The sequence below is a fragment of the Streptomyces sp. NPDC006551 genome (assembly GCF_040611675.1).
Lineage (GTDB): Bacteria > Actinomycetota > Actinomycetes > Streptomycetales > Streptomycetaceae > Streptomyces.
Map to the genome: position 1 here is coordinate 44,724 of NZ_JBEXOT010000038.1, position 16,058 is coordinate 60,781.

Here is a 16,058-nt window from a genome sequence, read left to right on the forward strand (position 1 = left end):
GGGGGCGAGGGACGCTCGCCGTCCCGTGGTGGTGCGCCGAGGGGCCTATGCCCGGACGCCCGTGCTCCCTCACGTGCCGGCCAGCGGCATCGCGGCGGCCACCAGGCAGCCGTTGGCCGCCGCCTTCTCCAGCGCGTCGCGCAGCAGGTCCTCGCGCGGCTGCTGGCCGATCGAGCCCACCGGCGCGGCGAAGACGAGGACCATGTGCGACTTGTTCGCGGCCGCCCGCCAGCCCTCGGTGACCTGGAGCGGCTGGTGGGCCTGCCACCAGGCGACCTGGCCGCTGCCGCCCGTACCGGGCTGCAGCACGGAGTGCAGCTGTCCCATGGCCACCAGCACCGACCAGCCCGGCAGCATGCCCGGCTTCCGGTTCACGTCGGACACCGGCGCGAAGCCCTGCTCGATCAGCAGCGGAAGGAACTCGTCGCTCAGCCCGTCCGACCCCGGCCGGGCGACCGGCGCGGTCGGCTCGACGACCAGCGCGGGGTGCAGCTCCCCCTCGATCAGGACGAGCCCGCTGGTGACTCCGAGGACGGCCTGCTCCGGGTGGGCGGCGGTGAGCGCGTCGACCGCGTCCGTCGCGGCGATGGAGCGGACGGCGCCCTGGAGCTGCTCCTCGGCGACCTGGACGACCTGGGACGGGATGCAGCTGGCGTGGGCGAACGCCAGCACGGCGGTCTCCTCGCCGACGAACAGCACGGTGCTCGTGCGCTCCTGCTCGGAGTCGCCCGGAGTGCGGCAGGAGGTGCAGTCGTAGCTGCCCGGGGCATTGTCGCCGGCGAGCAGCCGGTCGGCTTCTTCGTCGCCGATCTCGGCGCGTACGTCCTCGCTGACGTCGAGCATGCGCGGCACGGGGGGCTCCCTGGACTCGGTACGTGCGACACCGGGCGGTTCCCGGCTCGTCTCATGAAGAGTTCAACGGGAGAGCCTCGGCCGGGGTCACGCGTCGCGGTGCGGCAAGTTGTACGACCGCCCGATGACTCCGACCGGGTGGGGGACGGATGCCGTGCCGCGCGGCACGACGCCGGGGCGCGGACCGGGCGCCTAGCCTGCCTCGATGTCGAAGATCCGATTTCTTAGGGCCGCCGGTGTGTGTGCCGCCGCGTTGATCGCCCTGGTTCCGGGACCGGCCCGTGCGGACGAGCCCGAGCCTCCCCCAGGGACATGGGGAGCCCCGGGAGCCCCGTGGGACCCCGGAGCCCCGTGGGATGACGGCGGCCCGTGGGATTCCGACGGTCCCTGGGATTCCGTCGGCCCGTGGGATTCCGGCGCCGCGTCGTGCGCCCAGGACCAGTGGCCGTGGGGCTGCGTCGCCGAGTGCGAGAGCAGCGGCCGCTGGGACGCCAACACGGGCAACGGCTACTACGGCGGACTCCAGTTCGCGCAGTCGACCTGGGTCGAGTTCGGCGGACTGCGCCACGCCCCGCGCGCCGACCTGGCGACCCGCAAGCAGCAGATCACCGTCGCCGAGGACGTCCTGCGGGTCCAGGGCTGGGGCGCCTGGCCGGTCTGCTCGAAGCGGTACGGGCTGAGCGGCCGGGCTCATGTGGTCCAGCCGGGGGACACCCTCAGCTCGATCGCCCGGCGCTTCAAGATCCGGGGCGGCTGGCAGGCGCTGTACGAGGCGAACCGCGCCCTGATCGGCCCGGACCCGAACCGGATCGTCACCGGCACGATGCTGCGGATCGCGCCGCTCTAGGGCTCGTGGGGCGTGCTCACCGCAGCTCGGCGGCCTCCCCGCTGAACGCGAGCGAGCCGCGCCGCAGTTCGTGCACCAGGGTGCCCGGTGGCAGGCCGGGCGGGAGGCGCTGTTCGGCGAGCACGAGGGCGGCGCCGCCCTCCTCGGCGAGGGCCGCGAGCAGGCGGTACGTACGGGAGGAGACGTCCGGGGACATGCCGAGGGCGGGCTCGTCGACCAGCACCACGCGGGCGGGGGACGCCACGGCGCGGGAGAGCGCGAGCATCCGGCGCTCGCCGCCGGAGAGGGTGCCGGCGGGGCGGGCGAGGAGCGGGGCGAGTTCCGGGTACGCGTCCAGGGCCTTGGCGCGGTCGCCGGTGACCAGGTCGAGGTTCTCTGCGACGGTCAGGGTCGCGTACACGGCCCGCAGATCCGGTACGAAGCACAGCCCGCGGCGCGCCCGGTCGTGGGCGTGCAGCCGGGTCACGTCGGCGCCGCGCCACAGAACGCGTCCGGAGGCGAGCCGCACGGTGCCGGCGAGGGCGCGCAAGGCGGTGGTCCGGCCGGAGCCGTTGCGCCCGAGGAGGACGGTCACCGCCCCGGTCGGCAGGGGCAGGTCGAGGCCGTGGAGGGCTTCCAGGGGGCCGTAGCGGACGCGGGCGGCGCTCAGGGCGATCTCGACGCTCATGACACGATCCGACCGCCTTCCATGGTGTGGACCGTGTGGGCGATGCCGGCGACGAGGTCCGGGTCGTGCTCGACGACCAGCACGGTGAGCCCGTCGGCGGCCAGCGCGGCGAGGACGCGGGCGAGGGCGGCGGTCTCGGCGGCGTCCAGGCCCGCGGCGGGCTCGTCGACGAGGAGGGTGTGCGGGCGGCCGGCGAGGGCGCGGGCGAGTTCGACGCGGCGCAGGGTCCCGGTGGGGAGGCCGGCGGCGGGGCGGTGGCGGACGGGACCGGCCAGACCGAGGAGGCGCAGGGCCCGTTCCGTCGCGGCGGGGTCGCGGAGGTGGCCCTGCTCGGCGCCGAGTCGGACGTTCTCCTCGACGGTGAGGGAGGGGAAGACGGCGAGCTGCTGGAAGGTCCGGGCGATGCCGAGGCGGGTGCGGGCGTGGGCGGCACGTCCGGTGATGTCGGTGCCGTCGAGGACGACGCGGCCGTGGGTGGGCCGGAGGGTCCCCGCGAGGCAGTCGAAGAGGGTGCTCTTACCGGCGCCGTTGGGCCCGACGAGTGCGGTGACGCGGCCGGGGGCGAGGGAGAGGGTGACGTGGGCGAGGGCGGTGAGGCCGCCGGGATAGGTGAGGCTCAGCGCGTGCGCACGGAGCCGCGCGGGGGGCGGGGGTTGGGGCTCCCGTGTGGGCGGCTGTGCGGGGCCGGTCGTGCCGGGAGGTTCGTCTCCCCCCGCCGGCCGGCGTGCGGGGCCGGTGGTGCCGGGTGGGGCGACGCGCGGGTGTTCGGGCACCTGGGTGGGCGGCTGTGCGGGGCCGGTCGTGCCGGGACGGTCACCCCCCACCGGCCGCCGTGCCGGTTCGGGCGTGCCCGGAGGTTCGGTGCGCGGGCGACGGCGGGTCTGCGGGGGCGGCGCCGCGTGCGAGAGCCAGGACGTCAAGGGCGGGACGCGGCCCACCAGTGCGGCGAGGGCGCCCACCGCCGCCGCTGCCACGCCGCCCCTCGTGCCCGCGTCCAGGCCGACCAGGAGGGCCGCGGCGGCCAGGGGGGAGAGGAGGCTGTCCGCGCCGAGGACGAGGATCGCGGCGAACCACAGGAGACCGCGGACCGGATCGTAGGCCTCCGGGTCGAAGGCGCGCAGCCCCATGCCCAGCAGGCCGCCGCCCAGGGCCGCCAGCGCCGCGCCCAGGACGAAGGCCACGAGCTTGAGACCGGCCACCCGTACCCCGGCCGCCTCCGCGCCCGGCTCGTGGTCCCGCAGCGCCGCGAGCGCCCGGCCCGTGCGGCCCCGGCGCAGCGCCGCGACCAGGGCCAGGCAGCAGGCGAGGACGGCCAGCTCGAGGACGTAGTACAGGCGGTCGTCCCCGAAACCGGCCGGGCGGCGGAGGACCAGGCCGGCCGTCGCGTACGGCTGCGCGAAGACGAACCGGCTCACCGCCACCCCGACCGCCAGCGTCGCGAGCGCCAGCGCGAGACCGTGCCGCCGGATCGCCGGCCACCCCGTCAGCAGACCCAGCGGGGCCACCAGGAGCACCGAGACCGCCAGGGCCACCAGCTCCGGCAGCCCTCCTGCCGCCAGCAGTGCCGTGAACAGCGCGCCCAGACCCGCGTACGCCGCCTGCCCCAGCGCGATCTGCCCGGCCCGGCCCGTCACCACCACGAGGGAGAGCAGCACGATCGCCAGCGCCGGCACCTGGACCGAGGTGTGCAGGTCCGAGCCCGCGAATCCCAGGGGGAGCAGGAACAGGACGCCGGCCGTCACCCAGGCACCCCCCGGCACCCGGCCGGTACCGGCCGGCGGCGGCAGCACGTCCTGACCCCGGCCGCCCACACCGGGCAGGGCCAGCGCCGCCACGATCAGCGCCACCACGAACAGGTTCGCGCCCACCGCCTGGACCAGCGGCCCCGCCCACCCCTCCGGGTGCAGCCGGGTCAGCTGCGCCTGCGCGACTCCCAGTGCCAGGGCCGTCACGATCGCGACCGGCAGGCTCCGCATCCGCGCCACCACCGCGACCGCGATCACCTCGACGACGAGCAGCGGCATCCCGTACGGGTCGAGCCGTACGTACGGGGCGAGCAGCACCCCGGTGAGTCCGGCGGTGAAGGATCCGAACGCCCAGCCCACCGCCGACACCCGGTCCGCGTCGATCCCGCCGAGCATCGCCAGCGGCCGGTTGTCGACCACCGCCCGCAGCTCCCGGCCGAACCGGGTCCACCGCGTCACCGCCCCCACCAGACAGGCGAGGAGGACCACCGCCGCGAGCTGCGTCCACGGGTCGTCGCCGAGCAGCACCGGGGCATCGGACCGCGCCCCCGAACCCCACACCAGCGCCGCCCCGCCGACGAGCAGCACGAAGACGCCGATCGAGGCCACCAGCGTCTGCGCGGGATTCGAGCCGAGAAGCGCCGCCGGACGGAAGACCCCGCGGTCCAGGACCAGGCCGACGCCGGGCGCCACCACGAGCAGGGTGACGAGGGCTCCGAGCGGCAGCGGCCAGCCCCACTCCACCACCAGCTGCCGCAGCAGATACGCGCAGACCATCGCGATCGCGCCGTGCGCCAGGTTGAGCACACCGGTCGCGCGGTACGTGACGATCAGCCCGATCCCGGTGAGCGCGGCGGCACTGCCCACCGCGAGGCCGGCCAGGGTGAGGTCGTACGTCAGCGAGGCCACGGCTCACACACCGGACAGGGGGCGAGCTCCGCGTCCCCCGCCGGCAGGGCGTCGTCCCGGCCGGCCACCAGCGGGCAGTCGGGCCGGTGCGCGAGGGTCCCTCCGGGCACCCGGACCGGCGGAGCCTCGGAGGAGGGCGCGAGGGCCTCCTCCGGTTCGGCGGCCGGTCCGCCCGCCCGCTCCGTCGCGGTACGGACCGGACCGCGGCCCGCCGGCGCGGTCCCGACCAGCACCGCGCCCGCCACGATCAGCGCCGCGCCCGGGATCGTGCACGAGGCCAGGTAGGGCAGCTGCCGCTCCGCGAACCGCTCGCCGGAGACGCCGTACCAGCCAAGGACGCACAGCACCGCGCCCACGGCGGCGGCCGTGAGGCCGCTCCACAGCGGCGCCCGGGATGTCGGCACGGGAGCCTCCCTCGCCTCTTTTTTGCGGTATCCCGCGATACGGAACACCCTGGAATCATCAGGCCGCCCGGCCTGAACAGACATCCGGTGGTGAGCCAGATGGTTCTCAGTCGACTCGGTGGACGTTCCCGTATCGCGGCCCTGGCAGCCGTGGCGGCCCTCGCCATCGGCCCGGCGCTCGTCGGCTGCGCGGACGATGAGTCCCCCTCGAGCGAGGTCACGCCGGTGGTGCCGCCGGTGCCGACGTCGCCGACCGGGACGGCGACGGACCAGCCCGCCGACCCGGACGCGGCGAAGGCCGAGATCACCAAGAACTGGACCGCCTTCTTCGACCCGAGGACGCCGACGGACGAGAAGGTCAAGCTGCTGGAGAACGGCGAGCGGATGCGGGCCGTCCTCGGCGCCTTCGAGGGGGACAAGAACGCGGCCATGACCTCGGCGAAGGTCAAGGGCATCGCGTTCACCTCGCCCAACGACGCCGACGTGACCTACGACCTGCTCGTCGGCGGAAACCCGGCCCTGCCCGACTCCAAGGGCACCTCCGTCCACCAGGGCGACGTGTGGAAGGTGTCCCAGAAGACCCTCTGCGGTCTGGTGCAGCTCAGCGGTGCGACCGTTCCGGGCTGCTGAGGCGGGGACGGCGGGAGCGGCGCTGCTGCTCGCCGCGCTGCTCGCCCTGGTCACGGCGTGCGGCAGCCGGCTGCCGGAGCGCGCGTTCGAGACGCGGCCCACCGCCCACCCCTCCGGCGGTGAGCCGCTCCGCGTCGGCATCATCTCCAGCGCCACCAGCCCCGTCGGCGGCGACGCGTTCACCGGGCCGCGCGACGGCGCCCGTGCCTGGTTCGACGCCCTCAACGCGCGCGGTGGCCTGAACGGACGCCGGGTGGAGGTCCTCACCTGCGACGACGGCGGCAGCGGAGTCGGCAACAACGCGTGCGTGCACCGGCTGGTCGACGAACGCAAGGTGTTCGCCCTGGTCGCCACGACCGCGCTCGAGTACGCCGGGGCGCCCCAGGTCGCGAAGGCCGGTGTTCCCGACATCGGAGGCCAGCCCCTCACCCCGGCGTACGACACCTATCCGCATCTGTACGGGATCTACGGCAGCTCCGCCCCGCGCACCGGCGCGTCCCCCGGCTGGGGCGGGGTCCTGTACGGCGGCACCGAGGTCTACCGCTGGTTCAGGAGCGAGCACGGCGCCCGTACCGCCGCGGTCGTCGCCTACAACCAGGCCGCCTCCGCCGCGTACGCCCGGCTGATCGCCGGCGGACTGCGGGCCGAGGGCTACCGGGTCGTCCACGAGCAGGTCGACTTCGCCCTGCCCAACTTCCGGGCCGTCGCCGCCGATCTGAAGGCACAGCGCGCCGACCTCGTCTTCGACGCCCTGGACACGCACGGCAACGCCCGGCTGTGCGAGGCGATGGACGCCGTCGGGGCCAGGGTCACCGCCAAGGTGACGAACGTGCAGAACTGGTCCTCCTCCGTGCCCCGCGACTACGCGAAGTCCCCGGTCTGCCGGGAGGCCCTGTTCGTGACGGGCTCCAGCCGCAACCACGAGGACACCGGCCATCCGGCGGTCCGTGACTTCCGGGCGGCGATGGGGGACCGGCCGCTGTCCCAATGGCAGTTGGAGGGGTGGGCGGCGGCCATGTGGTTCACCGACGCGGCACGCTCCTGTCTCACCGGCGGCGGTCTCACGCGCGCGTGCGTCGAGGAGTTCGTGAACCGGCCCGAGCCGTACACCGCCCGGGGCCTGCTGCTGCCCGTCCGGTTCGAGAAGCTCGCCGAGCCCCCGAAGACCCGTCACACCTGTCTGTCCGTGGCGCGTTGGCGGGACGGGCGGGGCTGGGTCACCCAGGGGGACATGAACACCAACTGCGCCACCGTTCCCCAGCTCGGCTACCGACCGTGAAACGGCGTGCCGGGTACGCAGTACAGTCGCCCCCGACGACCACTTGACCGGGGGGACCGGCAGCGCGATGCGTATCTCCTTTCTGCTTCACAACGGCTACCACATCGGGGGCACGATCCGGACGACGTTCACGCTCGCTCAGGAGCTGGCCGAGCGTCATGAGGTGGAGATCGTCTCCGTCTTCCGCCATCGCGACGAGCCGATCCTGGGCGTTCCGGCCGGGGTGACCCTGCGTCACCTGGTCGACCTGCGCAAGAAGAGCGCCGGTTACGACGGCGAGCACCCGGACTTCGCCCGGCCCGCCCGGGTCTTCCCGCGCGGCGACGGCCGGTGGAAGCAGTACAGCGCGCTGACCGACGCCCGGATCGGCGAGTATCTGAGCACCGTCGAGGCCGACGTGCTGGTCGCCACGCGCCCCGGGCTCAACGTGCAGCTGGCCAAGCAGGCCCGGCGCGGACCCGTCCTGGTCGGACAGGAGCATCTGATCCTGGACAGCCACAGCTACCGGCTCCGCCGGGAGATCGGCCATCAGTACGCGCTCCTGGACGCCGTCACCACCGTCACCGAGGCCGACGCCCGCTCCTACCGGAAGCTCGCGCTTCCGGGCGTACGGATCGACGCGGTGCCCAACAGCGTGCCCGCGCCGAGCGTGCCGCCGGCCGACGCCACCGCGAAGATCGTCGTCGCGGCGGGCCGGCTGACCCCGGTCAAGCGGTACGACGTGCTCATCGACGCCTTCGCCGAGGTGGCGGCGGCCCGCCCCGACTGGAAGCTGCGGATCTACGGCACCGGTGACGCCTCCGACAACCTGAGAACGGCGCTTGCCCGGCAGATCGAGCGGCGCGGCCTCGGCGAGAACGTCTTCCTCATGGGCACCGCCAACCCGATGGAGCCGGAGTGGGCGAAGGGCTCGCTCGCCGCCGTCACCTCGCGGCAGGAGTCCTTCGGGATGACCATCGTCGAGGCGATGCGCTGCGGACTGCCGGTCGTCTCCACCGACTGCCCGCACGGGCCCCGCGAGATCATCGAGGACGGGGTCGACGGCCGTCTGGTGCCCGTCGACGACGTGGCCGCGATCGCCCGGGCCCTGCTCGAACTCATCAACGACGACGAGCTGCGCGCCAAGACCGCACGCGCGGCCCTGGCGGCGTCCGAGCGCTTCGACCCGGCCCGCATCGCCGTCCGGCACGAGGAGATCTGGTCGGCCCTCGTCGCCCGGGGCGCGAGCGCCCGCACCCACGGACGCGTCGGGGAGGCCCTGCACCGCGGCGTCGGCACGGTCGTCGACGTCGTCTACACCCTGAAGGCGAAGGCGGGCGTACTGGTGCGCCGCTTCCGCTGACCTCCGGCCCCTACGGCCGTCCGGCCCCTCCGGCCCTCCGACCTCCGATCGGGACCGGGAGATCGAGGACCGGCGGACCTGGGACCGGGAGATCGAGGCCCTGCGAACCCGAGGACCGGCGGACCGAGAGGCGTGGGATCGAGGACCGTGGCTGTCCTCGACGGCTGGCAGACTCGGCCCCATGTTGGAGACCTCCGCACGACTGCTGCGCCTGCTCTCGCTGCTGCAGGCCCACCGCGAATGGTCCGGCGCCGATCTCGCCGAGCGGCTCGGCGTCACGCCGAGGACCGTACGGCGGGATGTCGACCGGCTGCGCGAGCTCGGCTATCCGGTCAACGCCAGCCCCGGTACCGGTGGCGGTTACCAGCTCGGCGCGGGAGCCGAACTGCCCCCGCTGCTCCTCGACGACGAGGAGGCCGTCGCGGTGGCCGTCGGGCTGCGCACGGCCGCCGGCCAGGGCATCGAGGGCATCGGCGAGACCTCCGTACGCGCCCTGGCCAAGCTGGAACAGGTCCTGCCCGGCCGGCTGCGGCGCCGGGTGAGCGCGCTGAACGCCTTCACCGTACCGATGCTGCGCACCCCGTCGACCCAGCTCGACCCGGCCGTCCTGACCGAACTCGTCAACGCCTGCCGGGACAGCGAGCGGCTGCGCTTCGAGTACCGCGACCACGGCGGCGTGGCCACCCGCCGCACCGTCGAGCCGCACCGCCTGGTGTGCACCGAGCGCCGCTGGTACCTGGTCGCCTGGGACGTGGACCGCGCCGACTGGCGTACCTTCCGGGTCGACCGGATCGAGCCCAAGCCGCCCCACGGTCCCCGGTTCCCGCCCCGTGAGCCACCGGCCGAGGATCTCGCCGCCTACGTCTCGCGGGGGATCTCCACCGGCGCCTACGCCACCGAGGCGACGATCCGGCTGCACGTCCCGCTCGCCGAGGCGGCCACGGTCGTCGGACCCATGGACGGTGTCCTGGAGGCGGACGGGGAGAGCACCTGTCTGCTGCGCACGGGCGCGGCGAGCCTCGACTACCTGCTCTTCCACGTCGTGATGACGGGGTTCGAGTTCGAGGTGATCGAGCCGCGGACGCTCGACGACCGGATGCGGGCGATCAGAGACCGGATCGATCGCGCCCTTCACCGCGCTCAGGAGCCGTCGCGGGCCTGAGCTGGTCCCGCTCGTAGGCGGCGAACTCCGGGTGGTGCAGGTCGAACGCCGGGGCCTCGGAGCGGATCTGGGGCACGGCTTCGAAGTTGTGGCGGGGCGGCGGGCAGGACGTCGCCCACTCCAGCGAACGGCCGAACCCCCACGGGTCGTCGACCTCGACCTTCGTCCCTTCCTTCGCCGTCCGCCAGACGTTGTAGAGGAACGGCAGCGTGGAGGCGCCCAGCAGCAGCGAGCCGATCGTCGAGACGGTGTTGAGCGCGGTGAAGCCGTCGGCGTCGAGGTAGTCGGCGTAGCGCCGCGGCATGCCTTCCGCGCCGAGCCAGTGCTGGACCAGGAACGTGGTGTGGAAGCCCACGAAGAGCGTCCAGAAGTGGATCTTGCCGAGCTGTTCGTCGAGGAGCCTGCCGGTGAACTTGGGCCACCAGAAGTAGAAGCCGGCGAAGGTCGCGAAGACGACGGTGCCGAAGACGGTGTAGTGGAAGTGGGCGACGACGAAGTACGAGTCGGTCACATGGAAGTCCATCGGTGGCGAGGCCAGCACGATCCCGGTCAGTCCGCCGAAGAGGAACGAGACCAGGAAGCCGACCGACCAGAGCATCGGGGTCTCGAAGGAGAGCGAGCCCTTGAGCATCGTCCCCGTCCAGTTGAAGAACTTCACCCCGGTCGGCACGGCGATGAGGAAGGACAGCATCGAGAAGAACGGCAGCAGCACCGCCCCCGTCGCGAACATGTGGTGCGCCCAGACGACCACCGAGAGCCCGGTGATCGCCATGGTGGCGGCGATGAGCGTGGTGTAGCCGAAGATCGGCTTGCGGGCGAAGACCGGGATGATCTCGCTGACGATGCCGAAGAACGGCAGGGCGATGATGTAGACCTCGGGATGGCCGAAGAACCAGAAGAGGTGCTGCCACAGCAGCGCCCCGCCGTTCTCGGACTGGAAGATCACCGAGCCGAAGCGCCGGTCCGACTCCAGCGCCAGCAGCGCGGCGGCCAGTACGGGGAAGGCCATCAGGACCAGGATCGCGGTGAAGAGCACGTTCCAGGTGAAGATCGGCATGCGGAACATGGTCATGCCCGGCGCCCGCATGCCGATGATCGTCGCCAGGAAGTTCACCGAGGTGAGGATCGTGCCGAAGCCGGAGAGCGCGAGACCCATGATCCACAGGTCGGGTCCGACACCGGGGGAGCGCTCCAGGCTGTTGAGCGGGGCGTAGGCCGTCCAGCCGAAGGCGGCCGGTCCGCTCGGCACGAGCAGCGAGCCGATGACCATCAGGCCGCCGAACAGGAACAGCCAGTACGAGAACATGTTCAGCCGCGGGAAGGCGACGTCGGGGGAGCCGATCTGGAGCGGCACCAGCTCGTTGGCGAAGCCGGCGAAGGTCGGTGTCGCGAAGAGCAGCAGCATGATCGTGCCGTGCAGCGTGAACGCCTGGTTGAACTGCTGGTTGTCCACCAGCTGGAGTCCGGGGCGGGCCAGCTCGGCCCGCATCAGCATCGCCATGAGACCGGCGGCCAGGAAGAAGAGGAACGACGTGACCAGGTAGAGGTGGCCGATCTTCTTGTGATCGGTGGTGGTGAGCCAGTCGATCAACACCCGCCCATGCCGCTCGCGCGCCGACTCGACGCCAGGGGCCGCGGTCTCGGTACCCATCGCTGCCTCCGGTGGTCCGATCGTCCGGACATGATGCTCGCGTCGGTGACGGGACGGCAGGAGGTGAACAGGACGGCCTTGGGCCGGTTGGCGGACAGCGTGTGAAACATGCGGGGAAAGCGTGAATGCGACCGGGCGGTGCGGCGGCCCGTCAATTCCCTTCAGCCGCGCCGGGAACGCAATTCCGAAGCGTCGGCGCGATCTGCCGGAAGCCGCCTGGAATTGCCGGGGAAACGGCTGGAAACTGCTCGATCGAGTGACGATGTTCGTGTCAAACATATGTCGAGAACCTGTGACACAAGCGTGACCGGTGGGGTACCTGAGCTTGCTGCGGCATCTCACCCGCTCTGCGCTTCCGTCACCGTCCGGCGCCGCCTAACGTGAGGCACATGACATCGAAGCCGACCTCTCCCGTACCGCCCGAAGACGGCTCCGCGGACTCCTATGTGGGGCTCGACGCGGAGCGCGCCGAGCAGCTCGCCAGGATCCGCGGCTGGAGCGTGGTGCGCTCCCTGCCCCCCGGTTCGATCATCACGATGGAGTACCTGGAGGGCCGCATCAACTTCGAGGTGGACCAGGGCACCGTCATCCGCTGCTGGCTCGGATAGCGCACGCGGACGGAGACGGACGGAGACGGGCGGAGACGGTCGCGGACGGTCGCGGACGGTCGCGGACATGGGGAAGGGCCCCGGCCGGAGCCGGGGCCCTTCCCCATGGGGTCGTGACGGGTGTTCAGCCGCCCGTGAGCGGCCGCGAATGCGACGGCCGACGGCTGCCCGCCGGGGTGACCGGGGTCCGCTCCGAACGCACGGCGTGCGCCCGGGAGGCGGTGAGCGGCGGAGCGAGCCGCCCGTCCCCGCGCCCGGCGGCCGGCCGGCCGGTCCTGGACCCGATGATCTCCCGTACCGGCTCCTCGGCGGCCGGCGGACGCCGCGGGTGCAGCACCGGGCGCGGACCGCCGGTCGCGACGGGCAGCGACGGCACCAGCCGGCGACGGGCCCGCAGCTGCTCGCGCAGCCGGTCCCGCAGGCTGAGGATCAGCGCCTCCGCCCTGGCGATCAGCGGCTCGCACCAGGGCAGCGCGAGCAGGATCAACAGGCCGGCGGCCCAGCCGAGCAGCACATCGCTCAGCCAGTGCGTACCGAGGTAGACGGTGGTGAGACCGACGCCCAGCGCGACCACGGCCGAGAGGGCCGACAGATAGCGTCTGGCCCGGGGAGTGGTCGCGAGATACGCCAGGATTCCCCAGGTCACGACCGCGTTGGCGGTGTGTCCGGACGGAAATATATCGCCGCCGGCGAACAGTTCGGCCGATCCGATCTGTGTCGCGTAGTGGGGACCGAGACGGCCGAGTCCAATCTTGACCGCGCCGACCGTGGTGTTGAGCAGCAGCAGTGCCGCGCCGAGGGTGAGCAGCGGCCGAAGGGTGTGCTGGCGCCATGAGCGCCAGCCCAGCCAGGCCGCCACCATCACGGCCGTCGGGCCGCGTTGACCGAGGACGACGTAGTAGTCCAGGAAGGCGTGCAGCTCCGGCCATTGCTGATAGGGCCGGAAGAGCATGATCTTCCAGTCGAGGGTCACCAACCAGGTCGACAGCAGTACGGCCACCACGATGGCGAGATAGAACGCCGACGTCCCGCCGAAGAGGGCGAGACGCGTGCGGGTCATCCGCGGGACCTCTATCTTCGGCGGTTCCGGCTCCCGGTCCAGCCGGGCAAAGATGTCGGTACGCACCCAATCGACGTTACAGGGAGTGAGTAGCGACCCTGGTCGATCCGGTCTCTTCGTGATGACGATGTGATGTGGAGTTGGTCTCAGTCGGGGGACAATTACCGGCCCCGGTCGGAGAATCCGATGACCTTCCGCCCTATTGCCGGTGCGCGACTTTCCGGAAGTCTGTTTGTACGCAACGGAAATGCCTCAAACGGTTGTCCGCACGGAATTCCATGCGACGCGTCGAGCGGACGGAGTGGCGTACGCCACACTCCCGGGCCCGCCGGGGTGAGAGCTGCACCACGCGCTCGGGACTTGAACTCGCGTACGCTGACGACTCACTCGCCCGTCGATGCCGGGCCGCCCCGAGGACACGCGCCCCGGCCGGCGCCCACCGAGCGCGAGGGATTCACTGGGAGGTACGGACATGCAGCGGACGATCACGGCCGGAGCACGGCTCCGCGCCGCCGACGGCGGTGCCAACCGCTGGGTCGTCCTCGTCGTTCTCTGCGTCAGCCTGCTGCTGGTCGCGCTGGACGCCACCGTGCTCCATGTCGCCGTCCCCTCTCTCACCGAGGATCTGCGCCCCAGCTCCACCGCGCTGCTCTGGATCGTCGACGCCTATCCGCTCATCTGCGCCTCGCTGCTGATCCTCTTCGGCACGCTCGGTGACCGGGTCGGCCGGCGCCGGGTGCTCCTGCTCGGTTACGCGCTGTTCGGGCTCGCCTCCGCGGTCGCCGCCATGGCCACCGTTCCCGAGGTGCTCATCGGGGCCCGCGCCCTGCTCGGCGTCGGCGGCGCGATGATCATGCCGGCCACCCTGTCGATCCTCCGTGCGGTCTTCCCCGACCGGCGGGAGCGCGCCACCGCCATCGGCATATGGACGGCGGTCGCCGCGGTCGGCGCCGCCACGGGACCGGTGCTCGGCGGCTTCCTGGTCGAGCACTACTGGTGGGGCTCGGTCTTCCTGATCAACATCCCGCTGATGGCGCTGATCCTGCCGGTCGGCCGTTGGCTGCTTCCCGAGTCGAAGGGCAGCGGCGACGGCCCCTGGGACGTGCTCGGCGCGCTGATGGCCGCGGCCGGTGTGCTCGGCGCCGTCCTCGGCGTGAAGCGGATCGGCGCCGGCGACCCCCTGCTCTCCCTCGCCACGGCGGGGCCCCTGCTGCTCGGGGTGGCGCTCCTGATCCTCTTCGTGCGCCGCCAGCGGCGGCGGGCGCACCCGCTGATCGACATGCGGCTGTTCTCCCGCGCCGCCTTCACCACCTCCGTCGGCTGCATCGTGCTCGCCATGCTGGCCCTGGTCGGCCTGGAGCTCATCGCCGTCCAGTACCTCCAGCTGGTCCTCGGGCTCAGCCCCCTGGAGACCGGGCTCCGGCTGCTGCCGCTCACCTTCGCCGCCATGGCGGCCGGCGCCACCGGTTCGTACACGCTGCGCCGGATCGGGCCGCGCCGCATGGTCGGCTGGGGCTTCGTGCTCACGGCCGCCGCCGTGCTGCTGCTGGTCCTGATGGGGCAGCACGACCGGCCGGTGCTGCTCACCGTCGGCTTCGTGCTGCTCGGCTTCGGACTGCAGACCACGCTCTTCTCGGCGTACGAGTCGATGCTCAGCGAGGCCCCGGCGGAGAGCGCGGGCGGGGCGGCGGCCATCGGCGAGACCTCGTACCAGCTCGGCGCGGGCATGGGCATCGCGCTGCTCGGCAGCGTGATGAACGCGGCGTACGCGCCCGGTCTCGCGGGCGTGCCCGGGGTCCCGGCCGAGGCGAGCCGGTCCGCGGCGAACTCGCTCGGCGAGGCGTACCAGGTCGCCGAGCATCTCGGCGGCGCGGCCGGTACGGCGCTGTACCACGCGGCCCGCCATGCCTTCGTCAACGGTCTGCACGTGACGCTCTTCGTCAGCGCGGGTCTTCTGCTGCTCGGCGCGCTGATGGCGCTGCGGCTGCCCCGGGTGATGGAGTGCCCGCCGGACGCGGAGGAGCCGGCCACCACCTTCGCCGGCGCCGCCGACTCCGGCGACACCGTGCGGGTGCCTGGCAGCCGGGAGCCGGTCACGTGTCCCGACCCCGTCGGCCGTGAGGCCGCCACCGCCGCCTGCAAGGCCGTCGGTCCCGAACCGGTCGAGCGGGCGGGCTCCGGGCGCTCGGCGCGCTGACCGGAGCGGAGGCTGCCGGGCGGGACGCTCGGCGGTCGGAAGACGATCCGGCCGGGGAGCGCCCCGCTCAGCTCTGGTTGAAGAAACCGTCCTGCGCAGCACGCCCCGCGGAGTCGCCGCTGACGATCTGGGTGTCGGCGGGGGTCAGCAGGAACACCCGGGTCGCCACGCGCTCGATCGATCCGCGCAGACCGAAGGCGAGGCCGGCGGCGAAGTCCACCACGCGCTTGGCGTCGGAGGGCTCCATCGCCGTGAGGTTCACGATGACCGGGACCCCGTCCCGGAACAGCTCACCGATGCCGCGGGCGTCGCGGAACCCGTCCGGGGAGACGGTCGCGATCCGGCGGCCCTGCTCCTGAGCGGAGTCGGACACCACCCGGACCCGCGGGTCCGTCACCCAGGCGTCGCCGTTCTCGGCACCCTCGGCGTACTCGTCGTCGTAGTACCGCTCGTCGTTGTCCTCGACGAGTCCCAGCCAGGCACTCGCCTTGCGCACCGATCCCATGGACGCCTCCTTTCAGCGCGGTCACTTGTGGTTCCGCAATACCCATCGTGGTCCATGATGCGGATCGCGCGCCAAGTGGATAGTCGCCGCGCAGGGGATTCGTGACGGTACTGGTGCAGAACGTGAGGCCCGTTTGCTGGCGAATCGTCAGGAAACTTGCGGTATGCGGGGCCTGACGGAGGATTGGACGGGCTGCGCAA

At 72.7% G+C, this 16,058-nt stretch carries 14 protein-coding genes; 7 read left to right on the forward strand and 7 right to left on the reverse strand.

Annotated elements, in window-relative coordinates:
- Positions 1–69: 69 nt before the first annotated feature.
- Positions 70–852 carry a hypothetical protein gene (locus ABZY12_RS26865; protein WP_356894629.1) on the reverse strand — a complete coding sequence of 261 codons (783 nt, stop codon included), beginning with the start codon at positions 850–852 and terminating at the stop codon, positions 70–72.
- 205 nt (positions 853–1,057) lie between these two features.
- Between ABZY12_RS26865 and ABZY12_RS26870 the strand changes: the two genes are divergently transcribed.
- Entirely contained in the window at positions 1,058–1,699 is a 642-nt protein-coding gene (locus ABZY12_RS26870) for a transglycosylase family protein (RefSeq protein ID WP_356894631.1), read from the forward strand.
- Between the two features lie 16 nt (positions 1,700–1,715).
- Here the strand turns inward: ABZY12_RS26870 and ABZY12_RS26875 are convergent, their stop codons facing one another.
- Genes ABZY12_RS26875 through ABZY12_RS26885 form a run of 3 tightly spaced genes read right to left on the reverse strand, consistent with a single transcriptional unit; the run spans position 1,716 to position 5,424 of the window.
- Positions 1,716–2,366 (reverse strand): ATP-binding cassette domain-containing protein, encoded by a 651-nt coding sequence (locus ABZY12_RS26875; protein WP_356894633.1) that lies wholly within the window; start codon positions 2,364–2,366, stop codon positions 1,716–1,718.
- Positions 2,363–5,020, reverse strand: coding sequence for an ATP-binding cassette domain-containing protein (locus ABZY12_RS26880; RefSeq protein WP_356894635.1), 2,658 nt, complete (start codon positions 5,018–5,020; stop codon positions 2,363–2,365). The genes ABZY12_RS26875 and ABZY12_RS26880 overlap by 4 nt, the downstream gene beginning before the upstream one ends.
- Positions 5,008–5,424: a hypothetical protein gene (locus ABZY12_RS26885; protein ID WP_356894637.1), complete on the reverse strand. Its 417-nt coding sequence runs from the start codon at positions 5,422–5,424 to the stop codon at positions 5,008–5,010. Before ABZY12_RS26885 ends, ABZY12_RS26880 begins: the two co-directional genes overlap by 13 nt.
- A gap of 99 nt (positions 5,425–5,523) precedes the next feature.
- On the opposite strand from ABZY12_RS26885, the gene ABZY12_RS26890 reads away from it, so the two are divergent.
- The 4 genes from ABZY12_RS26890 (at position 5,524) to ABZY12_RS26905 (ending at position 9,837) form a co-directional block, all read left to right on the forward strand.
- Positions 5,524–6,054 carry a hypothetical protein gene (locus tag ABZY12_RS26890; protein WP_356894639.1) on the forward strand — a complete coding sequence of 177 codons (531 nt, stop codon included), beginning with the start codon at positions 5,524–5,526 and terminating at the stop codon, positions 6,052–6,054.
- Positions 6,032–7,333 carry an ABC transporter substrate-binding protein gene (locus tag ABZY12_RS26895; protein ID WP_356894641.1) on the forward strand — a complete coding sequence of 434 codons (1,302 nt, stop codon included), beginning with the start codon at positions 6,032–6,034 and terminating at the stop codon, positions 7,331–7,333. The genes ABZY12_RS26890 and ABZY12_RS26895 overlap by 23 nt, the downstream gene beginning before the upstream one ends.
- A 67-nt stretch (positions 7,334–7,400) precedes the next feature.
- Entirely contained in the window at positions 7,401–8,675 is a 1,275-nt protein-coding gene (locus ABZY12_RS26900; RefSeq protein ID WP_356894643.1) for a glycosyltransferase family 4 protein, read from the forward strand.
- A 181-nt stretch (positions 8,676–8,856) separates the two neighbouring features.
- On the forward strand, positions 8,857–9,837 hold the full coding sequence (locus tag ABZY12_RS26905) for a YafY family protein (protein ID WP_356894645.1): 981 nt from the start codon (positions 8,857–8,859) through the stop codon (positions 9,835–9,837).
- Here ABZY12_RS26905 and ctaD read toward each other — a convergent pair.
- Positions 9,782–11,488 carry a cytochrome c oxidase subunit I gene (gene ctaD / locus ABZY12_RS26910; RefSeq protein WP_356894647.1) on the reverse strand — a complete coding sequence of 569 codons (1,707 nt, stop codon included), beginning with the start codon at positions 11,486–11,488 and terminating at the stop codon, positions 9,782–9,784. The genes ABZY12_RS26905 and ctaD overlap by 56 nt on opposite strands.
- Before the next feature lie 389 nt (positions 11,489–11,877).
- Here ctaD and ABZY12_RS26915 point away from each other — a divergent pair, with 389 nt between their 5' ends.
- Complete coding sequence (locus tag ABZY12_RS26915; RefSeq protein ID WP_356894649.1) at positions 11,878–12,096, forward strand: I78 family peptidase inhibitor; 219 nt, start codon at positions 11,878–11,880, stop codon at positions 12,094–12,096.
- 124 nt (positions 12,097–12,220) lie between these two features.
- Here ABZY12_RS26915 and ABZY12_RS26920 read toward each other — a convergent pair whose 3' ends face one another.
- Complete coding sequence (locus tag ABZY12_RS26920; protein ID WP_356894650.1) at positions 12,221–13,222, reverse strand: phosphatase PAP2 family protein; 1,002 nt, start codon at positions 13,220–13,222, stop codon at positions 12,221–12,223.
- A 406-nt stretch (positions 13,223–13,628) separates the two neighbouring features.
- Between ABZY12_RS26920 and ABZY12_RS26925 the strand changes: the two genes are divergently transcribed.
- The gene (locus ABZY12_RS26925) at positions 13,629–15,353 is read left to right on the forward strand and encodes an MFS transporter (protein ID WP_356894652.1); all 1,725 of its coding nucleotides are present in this window, start codon (positions 13,629–13,631) and stop codon (positions 15,351–15,353) included.
- A gap of 67 nt (positions 15,354–15,420) precedes the next feature.
- Here the strand turns inward: ABZY12_RS26925 and ABZY12_RS26930 are convergent, their stop codons facing one another.
- A complete protein-coding gene (locus tag ABZY12_RS26930) occupies positions 15,421–15,858 on the reverse strand; it encodes a cell division protein SepF (RefSeq protein ID WP_356894654.1) in 438 nt (145 codons plus the stop codon).
- Positions 15,859–16,058: the final 200 nt, after the last annotated feature.

Excerpts from the sequence above, each read along its gene's own strand:
- ABZY12_RS26900 (WP_356894643.1), top strand. The coding sequence starts at position 7,401 with ATGCGTATCTCCTTTCTGCTTCACAACGGCTACCACATCGGGGGCACG.
- ABZY12_RS26930 (WP_356894654.1), bottom strand. The coding sequence starts at position 15,858 with ATGGGATCGGTGCGCAAGGCGAGTGCCTGGCTGGGACTCGTCGAGGAC.
- ABZY12_RS26875 (WP_356894633.1), bottom strand. The coding sequence starts at position 2,366 with ATGAGCGTCGAGATCGCCCTGAGCGCCGCCCGCGTCCGCTACGGCCCC.
- ctaD (WP_356894647.1), bottom strand. The coding sequence starts at position 11,488 with ATGGGTACCGAGACCGCGGCCCCTGGCGTCGAGTCGGCGCGCGAGCGG.
- ABZY12_RS26890 (WP_356894639.1), top strand. The coding sequence starts at position 5,524 with ATGGTTCTCAGTCGACTCGGTGGACGTTCCCGTATCGCGGCCCTGGCA.
- ABZY12_RS26915 (WP_356894649.1), top strand. The coding sequence starts at position 11,878 with ATGACATCGAAGCCGACCTCTCCCGTACCGCCCGAAGACGGCTCCGCG.
- ABZY12_RS26870 (WP_356894631.1), top strand. The coding sequence starts at position 1,058 with ATGTCGAAGATCCGATTTCTTAGGGCCGCCGGTGTGTGTGCCGCCGCG.
- ABZY12_RS26925 (WP_356894652.1), top strand. The coding sequence starts at position 13,629 with ATGCAGCGGACGATCACGGCCGGAGCACGGCTCCGCGCCGCCGACGGC.
- ABZY12_RS26905 (WP_356894645.1), top strand. The coding sequence starts at position 8,857 with ATGTTGGAGACCTCCGCACGACTGCTGCGCCTGCTCTCGCTGCTGCAG.